The organism is Mycobacterium talmoniae (assembly GCF_001854525.1).
Lineage (GTDB): Bacteria > Actinomycetota > Actinomycetes > Mycobacteriales > Mycobacteriaceae > Mycobacterium > Mycobacterium talmoniae.
Genome location: NZ_MLQM01000022.1, coordinates 34,864 through 45,852 on the forward strand (window position 1 = coordinate 34,864; position 10,989 = coordinate 45,852).

Here is a 10,989-nt window from a genome sequence, read left to right on the forward strand (position 1 = left end):
CCCCATGCCTGAGCGCCGACGGCTCTCGCCGGCATTGAAGTTCGTGCTGATGGTCGGCGCGATGAGCTTCTTCGCCGACTTCACCTACGAAGCCTCCCGCAGCATCGTCGGCCAGTTTCTGGGGGTGCTCGGTGCCGGCGCGCTGGCCATCGCGATGATCACCGGCTTCGGGGAGCTGCTCGGCTACGGGCTGCGGCTGTTCTCCGGGCCCGGCGCGGACCGCACCGGGCTGTATTGGCCGATCACCATCGGCGGCTACATCCTGCAGATGTCGGTGGTGCCGCTGCTGGCGCTGGCCGGCAGTTGGCAGATGGCCGCCGCACTGATCATCCTCGAGCGGGTCGGCAAGGCCATCCGCAACCCGCCACGCGACGCGATGCTCTCGCACGCCGCCAAACAGATCGGCTACGGCTGGGGCTTCGGCGTGCATGAGGCGCTCGACCAGTTCGGCGCCATGTTCGGACCGCTGCTGGTCGCGTTCGTCGTGGCCAGCACGCACGACGACTACCGGCTCGCGTTCGCTGCGCTCGCCGTCCCGGCGGCCGTCATGCTGTCGCTGCTTGCGGTGGCGCGACTGGTGTATCCGCGCCCGCAGGATCTGGAGCCGGCCAGCGCGACGGCGCCTACCCGCAAGCTGCCGCAGGTATTTTGGATCTACCTGGCCGCCGCGGCGCTGGTGGCCGCCGGCTTCGCCGACTTCCCAATCCTGGCCTACCGATTCCAGCAGACCGGAACCGTCCCGGCGACCGCCATACCGATCTTCTACGCCGCCGCGATGGCGGTGTCAGGCACCGGGTCATTGGTGTTTGGGCGCCTGTTCGACCGGTTCGGGATCGGTCTGCTGATACCGCTGACCCTCGTCGTAGCGGCGTACGCCCCGCTGGTGCTCCTCGGCGGGTTCTGGCCCGCCTTGCTCGGCAGCTGCCTGTGGGGCCTGGGCATGGGTGTGCACGAATCGATCATTCCTGCCGCGGCGGCGCCGATGGTGTCGCCGGACCGCCGCGCCTCTGCTTATGGACTGTTCACCGGCGTCTACGGCGTCGCCTGGTTCGTCGGCAGCACCGCGATCGGTGCGCTGTTCGGGGTGTCGCTCGCGGTCGTCGTCGCGTTCTGCGTCGCCGCCGAACTCGCCGCCGTTCCGCTGCTTTTGTTTGTGCGGCGACGAACGGCCAGCACCAACGTCACATCACCGAATCCTTCGATGTAGTCGACGATTCACGTGACACCGCCTCCCGTCGCCGACGGGAACGCGTGTGTTGCCCGTGTCAAGACTGGTTGCCGCTGCAGTTCAGCCCGATCCAGCGAATCTTGCTGTCCTCGTCCGAAACCGCCCGTCGACCCCGGGCAGCGTTCTGCGGCAAAACGTATTGTTGCCGGGTAGTAGGGTGTGGCGGGTGCCCACGATGCGGCGAGTGTTGGGATCGGAGCTGGCCCCGGGGGTGGCGCTGCTGGTGGCGACGGTGGCCGCAGTGGTGTGGGCCAACTGCGCCGGTGACAGCTACACCAGGTTTTGGGAGACGGAATTCGGGTGGCCGCGGCTGGGCCTGCACATGGATGGGCGGCATTGGGTCAATGACGCGCTAATGACGGTGTTCTTCTTCGTCATCGGATTGGAGCTCAAACACGAACTGACTCAAGGATCTTTGGCTCATCCACGTCGTGCACTGGTGTCGGTGGCTGCGGCCCTTGGCGGGGCGATGGTGCCCGCACTCATCTTCGTGGCCAGCACATGGGGAACTGACGCGGTGACAGGGTGGGGTGTGCCCATGGCCACCGACCCCGCGTTCGCAGTAGGGGTGTTGGCGTTGGTGGCCCCGCGGGCTCCAGCGGGGTTACGGGCCATGCTGCTGGCGATCGCGACCGTCGATGACGTGTTGGCGGTGTTGGTGATCGCCTTCGGCTACGCGCACGGTATCGCCTGGGTCTGGCTAGGCGCCGCGGTAGCCGGATGCGTGGTAGTGGTGATCATGCGACGCGCTGGCGTGGCCGGGGCGGGGTGGTATCTGCCCATCGGTGTGTTGGTGTGGTTCGCTACCTTGCACAGCGGCATCCACGCCACCATCGCCGGCGTCGCGCTCGCGCTGCTGACCCCGGCGAGTCCCGTAGCGGGGCGGCAGGTTCTCACCGACCTACTGCGAATAGCGAGTCCGGTCAGCGCCTTCATCGCTGTGCCAGTCTTTGCCGTGGCCAACGCCGGTGTACCACTAAGCGTTTCGGCGTTACACCATGCCGCGCACGCACGGGTGACATGGGCAGTGCTGGCGGCGCTGCTGGCTGGAAAGTTCCTCGGCGTCGGTTGCACGATCACGGTCACCGTCGCCTGCAGGATCGGTCACCTCCCAGACCAGGTGCGCCCCGGACACGTAATCGGATTGGGTTGCATCGCCGGACTGGGTTTCACCGTGGCATTGTTCGTCACCGATCTCGCCTACACCAACGCCGCGATGATCGAACAAGCCAAGGCCGGGATATTCGCAGCGTCGCTTCTGGCCGCAACTAGCGCCGCCGCGGCACTCGCCGCCACCGACCGCCGGTGCCAAGCCATGACGACATCACCGGCCGCATCCGGGCCGAGAAAGTAGATTTCTCCTCGGCTAGGTCCACAAAAGACGAGTTTCCCAGACCAGACGGCAAACCGCGTCTTGCTGTGGATGAAGACCGAACTGGGGATAACCGGCCGCCTGGAGGGCGTTTCCGGCGTCCGATGACGCGTGCCGGTCGCCGCGATTGCCGATCCTGGGCGCATGACGACGTGGACGCGCACCGAGCTGGGGGCGCTCGGAGAACAACTGGCCGCCGATTACCTGACCGGCGGCGGGCTGCGGATCCTGGCCCGCAACTGGCGCTGCCGGTACGGCGAGCTGGATGTGATCGCGGTCGATCCGGCGTCGGACACCGCGGTGTTCGTGGAGGTGAAGACCCGCACCGGGGACGGCTTCGGCGGCCTGGCCGAGGCGGTGACCGACCAGAAGGTGCGGCGGCTGCGCCGGCTGGCCACGGTGTGGCTGGCCAGCCAAGACCGGTATTGGGCCAAGGTCCGCATCGACGTCATCCGGGTGCGGATCGGGCGGTGTCCCACCCCGGAGATCAGCCACCTGAAAGGGGTCGGCTGATGGCGTTAGGCCGGGCGTTTTCGGTGGCGGTGCGCGGGCTGGACGGCGAGATCGTGGAAATCGAGGCCGACATCACCTCGGGTCTGCCCGGCGTGCATCTGGTGGGGCTGCCGGATGCCGCGCTGCAGGAGTCGCGCGACCGGGTGCGGGCGGCGATCACCAACTGCGGCCACAGCTGGCCGATGTCGCGGCTCACCCTGGCGCTGTCACCGGCCACCTTGCCCAAGATGGGCAGCGTCTACGACCTGGCGCTGGCCGCGGCGGTGCTCTCGGCGGACCGGAAGCAGCCCTGGGAGCGGTTGCGCAGCACGGTGTTACTCGGTGAGCTGGCGCTCGACGGTCGGGTGCGGCCGGTGCACGGCGTGCTGCCCGCGGTGCTGGCCGCCAAACACGACGGCTGGCCGGCGGTGGTGGTTCCGGTGGCCAACCTCGCCGAGGCCAGCCTGGTCGACGGCATCGAGGTCAACGGGGTGCACACGCTGCGTCACCTGCGCGCGTGGCTGGACGGGGCGGCACCGGCCGCCGGGCGGATCACCGCGAAGCCTCCGGCGCCGGCGCCGACGGCGGATCTGGCCGACGTGGTGGGCCAGGCGCAGGCCCGGTTCGCCGTGGAAGTGGCGGCGGCCGGGGCGCATCACCTGATGCTGACCGGTCCACCCGGTGTCGGCAAAACAATGCTGGCCCAACGCCTGCCGGGTCTGTTGCCGCCGTTGACCGAAACCGAGTCGCTGGAGGTGACGGCGATCCACTCGGTGGCCGGGTTGCTGTCGGACACCACGCCGTTGATCACCCGGCCACCGTTCGTCGCACCGCATCACAGCGCCACGGTGGCGGCGTTGGTCGGCGGTGGTTCCGGGATGGCGCGGCCGGGCGCGGTGAGCCGGGCCCACCGCGGGGTGTTGTTTCTCGACGAGTGCGCCGAGATCCGGGTCAGCGCGCTGGAGGCGTTGCGAACACCGTTGGAGGACGGGACGATCCGGCTCGCCCGCCGCGACGGGGTGGCGTGCTACCCGGCCCGGTTCCAGCTGGTGCTGGCCGCCAACCTGTGCCCGTGCGCGCAGCCCGACCCGCGCGACTGCATGTGCAAACCGATGGAAAAGCGGCGCTACCTGGGGCGGCTGTCGGGTCCGCTGTTGGACCGGGTGGATCTACGGATCCAGATGCATCCGGTGCGGGCGGGCGCGTTCGCCGCGACGGACGGGGAGTCCACGCTGCGGGTGCGACGCCGGGTGGCGATGGCGCGCGACGCCGCCGCCCAGCGTTGGCAGCCGCACGGATACCGCACCAATGCCGAGGTCAGCGGCGCGCTGCTGCGGCGCAACTTCGGGCTCACCCAGGCGGCGATGACGCCGCTGCGCACCGCGGTCGATCGCGGGTTGCTGTCTATCCGCGGCATCGACCGCACCCTGCGGGTCGCGTGGACCCTGGCCGACCTGGCCGGTCGGATCTCCCCGGGATTCGACGAGGTGGCCACCGCGTTGAGCTTCCGCCACCCGGAGGCGTCCTGATGAGCGCCGCCGACCTGGCCTGGGCCTACCTGTCGCGGGTGGCCGAACCGCCATGTCCGGAGCTTGCCGCGCTGGTCAAACGGGTCGGCCCGGTGGAGGCTGCCGAGCGGGTCCGGTGCGGACAGGTCGATGCGGGGATCGCGCAACACGCCGGCGCCAGGAGCGGAATCGACCGGGCCGCAGAAGATCTCGCGCTGCTGGCGCGCCGCGGCGGCCGGTTGATCACCCCGGACGACGACGAATGGCCGGTGCTGGCGTTCGCCGCGTTCGCGGGTGTCGGGGCGCGGACCAAACCGCAGTGCCGACCCCCGCTGGTGTTGTGGGCGCACGGGCCGGCGCGCCTGGACGAGATCGCCCAGCGCGCCGCCGCGATCGTCGGAACCCGGGCCGCCACCGCCTACGGCGAGCAGGTGTCCGCCGATCTGGCCGCCGGGCTGGTCGAACGCGACGTCGCCGTGGTCTCGGGCGGGGCATTCGGCATCGACGGGGCCGCTCACCGCGCGACGTTGGCGTCCGAGGGGTGCACCGTGGCGGTGCTGGCCGGCGGGATCGACGTTCCTTATCCGGCAGGGCATTCCGCGTTGCTGCACCGCATCGGGCAACACGGCTTGCTGGTCAGCGAATACCCGCCGGGGGTGCGCCCCTATCGGCACCGGTTTTTGACCCGAAACCGGATGGTGGCCGTGCTGGCCGGCGCGACGGTGGTGGTGGAGGCCGGGCTGCGCAGCGGCGCGGCGAACACCGCGGCGTGGGCGCGCACCCTGGGCCGGGTGGTCGGCGCGGTGCCCGGCCCGGTGACCTCGGCGACCTCGGCGGGCTGTCACGCGCTGCTGCGCGGCGGCGCCGAGCTGGTCACCCGCGCCGCAGAAGTGGTGGAGCTGGTCGGCCGGGTGGGGGAGCTGGCCGACGAACCCGCTCGGCCCGCCACCCCGCTGGACGGCCTCGGCGACGCCGAGCGGCGGGTCTACGAGGCGTTACCCGGACGGGGATCGGCCACCGTCGACCAGATCGCGGTGGCCTGCGGGCTGGTGCCTACCGCGGTGCTCGCGCCGTTGGCGATGCTGGAGGTGGCCGGCCTGGTCCAGCGGCACGACGGCCGGTGGCGCATCGTGCGCGGTGCGTGACTCCAGCCACAGCCCGCGCTGATGACCGTCCGCCGCCGCGGCTCAAAGGCATGCTTGGACCGAACACGGGTGACGAATTACCGACCTTCAACGGATGGGCGCCGCCAGCACTGCGCAGCGAGGTCGAGACGTTCACCGAGAACGATGCCAACATCGTTCTGGACGGAGACGGAACCGGTGGCCACGGCTATCACCGAAGCGGGCTGGGCATCAAGCCCGACGAGTTTCCGCCGCGATGGGGTGAATCCGAAGTTGTGGATCTCACGAACGCGATATTCGACCGTCCGTCCGACGGAACGCCAGGTGTTCGTACCCAGGAGTTCAGTGTGTATGGGACATGGCGAGAAGTGCCGTCTGTGATTCGAGTGCGCTACGAGGAGAATACGGGGTGGCGCATCGCCACGGTATATCCATACGACGCGGTACGCTGGGGCCGTGAACGTAAGCGGTTGGGCCACTGAGCTACTGCAACGACATGCGGATGCGGTGGCTTCGGCGCGGATCGATGACGTCCACGCATTGGTTGCCGACGGCGAGGGCTGGCTGGCCGCTTATGACCTGTTCCGTGATGGAATGGATGATGGATGGTTGACGACCACCGATCTTTCCGAGGCGTTGGGTTTAGCCCGCGCAGGCGCATTTTCTAAGTTCAGTGCGGATGTGGAGCGGAAGGCTGCGCGCGCGCTGGCCAATCGTGGTCGCATAGCCCTGTAACAGCACGACAATTTGGGTCCGACGTCCATTCAGGTTGCGGAGCACTCGTCCCTAACCTCGCCCTGTGAGGCCGAAGCGCGGATGGCCACCGGCAGCGCTGCTGGTCATCATGGCGTACGCACCCCGCACCCGCGTACCTCGTATAGTCGGCCAGGGCAGCTGACCTAAGGCAGGAGGTACCGTGGCGGGTCGACCAGTGCACACCTTCGAAGTGCTGCGCACCGAGCAACTCGCACCGCATATGGTTCGGGTGGTGCTGGGCGGCGCCGGCTTCGCCACCTTCGTCCCCAGCGAGTTCACCGACTCCTACGTCAAGCTGGTATTCGTCGGCGACGACATCGACGTCGGCGCGCTGGCACACCCGTTGACCCTGGACAGCTTCGACGCGCTGCCCGACGACCAGCGCCCGGTCATCCGCACGTTGACGGTGCGCCGCGCCGACCCGGTGGCCGGCGAACTCAGCATCGACGTGGTGACGCACGGCGACCACGGCACCGCCGGAAAATGGGCGGCCACCGCCGAGCCGGGCCAGCCGGTCTACCTGATGGGGCCTAGCGGCGCCTACGCGCCCGACCCGGCCGCCGACTGGCACCTGCTCGCCGGTGACGAGAGCGCGTTACCGGCCATCGCCGTCGCGCTAGAAGCGTTGCCGGCCACCGCGATCGGCAAAGTGTTCGTCGAGGTCGCCGGTCCGGAGCACGAGATCGCGCTGCGGGTGCCCGACGGGGTGCAGCTCAACTGGATCTACCGCGGCGGGCGCGCCGACCTGGTCGGCAACGACCGGGCCGGGGACCACGCCCCGTTGATCGAGGCGGTCACCACCGCCCAGTGGCTGCCCGGCCAGGTTCAGGTCTTCATCCACGGGGAGGCGCAAGCGGTGATGCACAACCTGCGGCCCTATATCCGCAAGGATCGCGGCGTGGACGCCAAGTGGGCGTCGATCTCCGGCTATTGGCGGCGCGGCCGCACCGAGGAGACGTTCCGGCAGTGGAAGAAGGAACTGGCCGCCGCGGAAGCCTCGGCGGGCTGAGCCATGGCCTTCGGCGACTATCAGTTCGAGATCTACCTGCAGGGCCTGGGTGGGGTCACCCCGTCGCTGCCGATGGCCTACGCGGACCTGGAAGCTAAGGCGCAGGCCGCGATGCCGCCGTCGGTGTGGTCGTATGTCGCCGGGGGTGCCGGTGACGAACGCACCCAGCGGGCCAACGTCACCGCGTTTGAGCGCTGGGGGCTGATCCCGCGGATGTTCATCGGCGCCGCCGACCGTGACCTGTCGGTGGAGTTGTTCGGGATGCGGCTGCCGTCGCCGGTGTTCCTGGCGCCGATCGGGGTGATCGGCATCTGCGGCCAGGACGGCCACGGCGACCTGGCCACCGCCCGCGCCGCGGCGGCCACCGGGGTGCCGATGATGGTGTCGACGCTCACCGCCGATCCGTTGGAGGATGTCGCCGCCGAATTCGGTGACACCCCAGGGTTTTTCCAGCTGTACACCCCGAAAGACCGGGACCTGGCCGCCAGCTTGGTGCACCGCGCCGAGGTCGCCGGGTACCAGGCCATCGTCGTCACGCTGGACACCTGGGTGCCCGGTTGGCGTCCCCGTGACCTATCCACGTCGAACTTTCCGCAGCTGCGCGGGCACTGCCTGGCCAACTACACGTCTGACCCGGTGTTTCGCGCCGGCTTGACCCAACCGCCGGAGGAGAACCCGCAGGCGGCCGTGCTGGCCTGGGTGCAGACCTTCGGCAACCCGCTGACCTGGGACGATCTGCCGTGGCTGCGGTCGCTGACCGACCTGCCGCTGATCGTCAAGGGCATCTGTCACCCCGACGATGCGCGCCGCGCCAAGGACGGCGGGGTGGACGGCATCTACTGCTCCACCCACGGCGGCCGCCAGGCCAACGGCGGCCTGCCCGCGCTGGACTGCCTGCCCGGCGTGGTGGAGGCCGCCGACGGGCTGCCGGTGCTGTTCGACTCCGGGGTGCGCAGCGGCGCCGACATCGTCAAGGCCTTGGCGTTGGGGGCCACCGCGGTGGGGGTCGGCCGCCCGTACGCCTACGGTCTGGCGCTGGGCGGGACGGACGGCGTCGTGCACGTGCTGCGCTCGCTGCTGGCCGAGGCCGACCTGATCATGGCCGTCGACGGCTATCCGACGTTGAAAGATCTCACTCCGGAAGCGCTGCGGCGCGTCGACTAAGACCGGCGGCGCCGGTCTGGGACCGTTATGCAGTGGACGCGATCCTGGCCGAGTTCGACGACTACCTCGATCTGCAGCGAGGCCGGTCCGAGCACACCCGGCGGGCCTACCTGGGCGACCTGCGTTCGCTGTTCGCGTTCGTGGCCGAACGGTCCCCGGAGGCCGGCCTGGCCGGGTTGAGCCTGCCGCTGCTGCGGTCCTGGCTGGCCGCCCAGGCCGGCGCCGGTGCGGCCCGCACCACGTTGGCGCGTCGCATCTCGGCGGTCAAAACCTTCACCGCCTGGGCGACCCGACGCGGCCTGCTGTCGAGCGATCCGGCGGTGCGGCTGCAGCTGCCCAAGGCCCGGCGCACCCTGCCCGCGGTGCTGCGCCAGGACCAGGCGATGGACGCCATGCTGGCCGCGAAATCCGGGGCACAACAAGGCGACCCGTTGGCGCTGCGGGACCGGTTGATCGTGGAGTTGCTGTACGCCACCGGTATTCGGGTCTCGGAGCTGTGCGGCCTGGACGTCGACGATGTGGACACCGGACACCGGCTGCTGCGGGTGCTGGGCAAGGGCAACAAGCAGCGCACCGTGCCGTTCGGCGAGCCGGCCGCCGAGGCGTTGCGGGCGTGGCTGGCGCACGGGCGTCCGGCGCTGGCCGTCGCCGACTCCGGCCCGGCGCTGCTGCTGGGGGTGCGGGGCCGCCGACTGGATCCGCGGCAGGCCCGCACCGTCGTGCATCAAACCGTCGCCGCCGTGAACGGTGCCCCCGACATGGGTCCGCACGGGCTGCGGCACAGTGCGGCAACGCATCTGCTGGAGGGCGGCGCAGACCTGCGGATCGTGCAGGAGCTGCTCGGGCACACCAGCCTGGCCACCACCCAGCTCTACACTCACGTGACGGTGGCGCGGCTGCGGGCGGTACACGACCAGGCCCACCCGCGGGCGTGAGGCGCCGACCCGAGCGCGCCAATCCACGATGAGCAGGTCACCGCTGCAGCGGGACCGAAAAATGTGCACCAGCTGCGGAATCCAGGCCGCCATACTAGAAGAATGTCCGCGTGCGTCACTAGATTCGTACTGGCCGTTACCGTCACGGCGAGTATGACGCTCGGTGGCTTGGGCGCGCCGTCGGCGTGCGCCGCACCGCAAATCCCCGACTTTGGCAGCTATCCCAAGGCCGACTACCAGGACTTCGTCGTCCGAGATACGCAGGTGTACTCGGTCCGCGGTTTTCAGACACCGGATGGATTGTTCTGCACCTCGTCGTCGCATCGGGGGATGCACGCGTTGGATTGCTTCGGCGCGTTCCCCGCCGCGCCCGAGGAGGCGAATACCGTGCACCTGTTTAGCTCTGGAGCCGTGGTCAGCCCGGTCGCCTTCAAGGTCGCCACGGTCGGGCCCGCGGAATTTGAAGGCCACCCGCTTCCCCTGCTTCCGGCCGGGATCAACTACGCCTTCGACGGGGCCCAGTGCGTTCGCGATGCGCGGTGGCTGCTGGCGTGCGCGATGGGGACCGGCGACGCGCAGGACGGCTTTGTCGTCACTGCGGGCAAGACCGAGGCGTTCTAGGCCCCGAGACGGCGCAGGGCCAGTGCGAAACACGGCTAGGTCAGCAAACCGCTGATCGCCTCCAGGTCGATGGTGAGCGGATACGGCATCTCGGCGCGGTAGGAATGGATCCCTTTACCGCCATCGGCGTAGCCTGGTTCGCCCGTCTTCCGGAAGGCCCGCAGGCTCATCGCATCCGTCGGCTCCAGATCCACGATCCAGTAGTAGGGGATACCCGCGTCGGCGTACTCGGCGCGCTTGATCACGCAATCCGTGCGCCGCGACCCCGGCGACACGATCTCAACCACCAACACCGCCTCGGACGCCCGCAGTAGACCGCCCTCGGCGCGCACCCGCTCGACAGCAGACCGTTTGACCACCACCAGATCGGGACGCCGCGACGTGCCGGGCTGATCCCCGCGATCGAGCTGCAAATCGATATCCACGTCCTGAATCACCACAACCTCGTCGGGGAGCTGGGTCTTCAGCTGCTCGCACAGCACATATGACGCGAGCATGTGATCGGGTGACGGTGACGGCGACATCACGAGGTTGCCCTCTTGCAGTTCCCAGCGGTAGCGGTCATCCTCACCGAGTTGCGTGTACTCGGCGATGGTCAGCAACCGGCCGGGCGGCTCGACGAGAGCAGTCACGATCGGCTTCCGTTCCGGCACCTTGGTAGTGTCCCACGCCTCACCCACCCAGCGGTTTGAGCCGAATCGGCGTCGACGCCAGCAACCCCAACGGGTCGACGTAATCGCCGCGCGACGCCGGCCCCCACATCGCCCCCCAATGCAGACA

The 10,989-nt window shown here is 69.3% G+C and carries 12 protein-coding genes and 1 pseudogene; 11 read left to right on the forward strand and 2 right to left on the reverse strand.

Going from position 1 to position 10,989, the window contains the following annotated elements:
- Positions 1-4: 4 nt before the first annotated feature.
- The 11 genes from BKN37_RS06860 to BKN37_RS06900 all read left to right on the forward strand — a co-directional run bounded on the left by BKN37_RS06860 (position 5) and on the right by BKN37_RS06900 (position 10,209).
- A complete protein-coding gene (locus BKN37_RS06860) occupies positions 5-1,207 on the forward strand; it encodes an MFS transporter (RefSeq protein ID WP_071023684.1) in 1,203 nt (400 codons plus the stop codon).
- A gap of 205 nt (positions 1,208-1,412) precedes the next feature.
- Positions 1,413-2,582, forward strand: a complete 1,170-nt coding sequence (gene nhaA, locus BKN37_RS06865) for a Na+/H+ antiporter NhaA (RefSeq protein ID WP_165618300.1) — start codon at positions 1,413-1,415, stop codon at positions 2,580-2,582.
- Between the two features lie 162 nt (positions 2,583-2,744).
- Complete coding sequence (locus tag BKN37_RS06870; RefSeq protein ID WP_071023688.1) at positions 2,745-3,113, forward strand: YraN family protein; 369 nt, start codon at positions 2,745-2,747, stop codon at positions 3,111-3,113.
- Positions 3,113-4,621 (forward strand): YifB family Mg chelatase-like AAA ATPase, encoded by a 1,509-nt coding sequence (locus BKN37_RS06875; RefSeq protein ID WP_071023690.1) that lies wholly within the window; start codon positions 3,113-3,115, stop codon positions 4,619-4,621. Before BKN37_RS06870 ends, BKN37_RS06875 begins: the two co-directional genes overlap by 1 nt.
- Complete coding sequence (dprA, locus tag BKN37_RS06880) at positions 4,621-5,745, forward strand: DNA-processing protein DprA (RefSeq protein ID WP_071023692.1); 1,125 nt, start codon at positions 4,621-4,623, stop codon at positions 5,743-5,745. The genes BKN37_RS06875 and dprA overlap by 1 nt, the downstream gene beginning before the upstream one ends.
- Before the next feature lie 50 nt (positions 5,746-5,795).
- Positions 5,796-6,206 carry a hypothetical protein gene (locus tag BKN37_RS28795; protein ID WP_131823532.1) on the forward strand — a complete coding sequence of 137 codons (411 nt, stop codon included), beginning with the start codon at positions 5,796-5,798 and terminating at the stop codon, positions 6,204-6,206.
- Positions 6,181-6,459, forward strand: coding sequence for a hypothetical protein (locus BKN37_RS28800; RefSeq protein ID WP_131823533.1), 279 nt, complete (start codon positions 6,181-6,183; stop codon positions 6,457-6,459). Before BKN37_RS28795 ends, BKN37_RS28800 begins: the two co-directional genes overlap by 26 nt.
- Positions 6,460-6,640: 181 nt before the next feature.
- The gene (locus tag BKN37_RS06885; RefSeq protein WP_071023694.1) at positions 6,641-7,489 is read left to right on the forward strand and encodes a siderophore-interacting protein; all 849 of its coding nucleotides are present in this window, start codon (positions 6,641-6,643) and stop codon (positions 7,487-7,489) included.
- A gap of 3 nt (positions 7,490-7,492) precedes the next feature.
- A complete protein-coding gene (locus BKN37_RS06890) occupies positions 7,493-8,653 on the forward strand; it encodes a lactate 2-monooxygenase (protein ID WP_071023696.1) in 1,161 nt (386 codons plus the stop codon).
- Positions 8,654-8,685: 32 nt separating this feature from the next.
- Positions 8,686-9,588 carry a tyrosine recombinase XerC gene (locus BKN37_RS06895; RefSeq protein WP_071023699.1) on the forward strand — a complete coding sequence of 301 codons (903 nt, stop codon included), beginning with the start codon at positions 8,686-8,688 and terminating at the stop codon, positions 9,586-9,588.
- Positions 9,589-9,741: 153 nt separating this feature from the next.
- Positions 9,742-10,209, forward strand: a complete 468-nt coding sequence (locus BKN37_RS06900) for a hypothetical protein (protein ID WP_071023701.1) — start codon at positions 9,742-9,744, stop codon at positions 10,207-10,209.
- Between the two features lie 35 nt (positions 10,210-10,244).
- Here BKN37_RS06900 and BKN37_RS06905 read toward each other — a convergent pair whose 3' ends face one another.
- Positions 10,245-10,889 carry a Uma2 family endonuclease gene (locus tag BKN37_RS06905; protein WP_242657123.1) on the reverse strand — a complete coding sequence of 215 codons (645 nt, stop codon included), beginning with the start codon at positions 10,887-10,889 and terminating at the stop codon, positions 10,245-10,247.
- A pseudogene (locus BKN37_RS29770) lies at positions 10,882-10,989 on the reverse strand (M23 family peptidase); the annotation flags it as partial. The gene BKN37_RS06905 and the pseudogene BKN37_RS29770, both read right to left, overlap by 8 nt.

What these genes read in the sequence shown, in the direction of transcription:
- BKN37_RS06900 (WP_071023701.1), top strand. Translation starts at nt 9,742, where the DNA reads ATGACGCTCGGTGGCTTGGGCGCGCCGTCGGCGTGCGCCGCACCGCAA.
- BKN37_RS06860 (WP_071023684.1), top strand. Translation starts at nt 5, where the DNA reads ATGCCTGAGCGCCGACGGCTCTCGCCGGCATTGAAGTTCGTGCTGATG.
- BKN37_RS06870 (WP_071023688.1), top strand. Translation starts at nt 2,745, where the DNA reads ATGACGACGTGGACGCGCACCGAGCTGGGGGCGCTCGGAGAACAACTG.
- BKN37_RS06890 (WP_071023696.1), top strand. Translation starts at nt 7,493, where the DNA reads ATGGCCTTCGGCGACTATCAGTTCGAGATCTACCTGCAGGGCCTGGGT.
- BKN37_RS06875 (WP_071023690.1), top strand. Translation starts at nt 3,113, where the DNA reads ATGGCGTTAGGCCGGGCGTTTTCGGTGGCGGTGCGCGGGCTGGACGGC.
- BKN37_RS28795 (WP_131823532.1), top strand. Translation starts at nt 5,796, where the DNA reads ATGCTTGGACCGAACACGGGTGACGAATTACCGACCTTCAACGGATGG.
- dprA (WP_071023692.1), top strand. Translation starts at nt 4,621, where the DNA reads ATGAGCGCCGCCGACCTGGCCTGGGCCTACCTGTCGCGGGTGGCCGAA.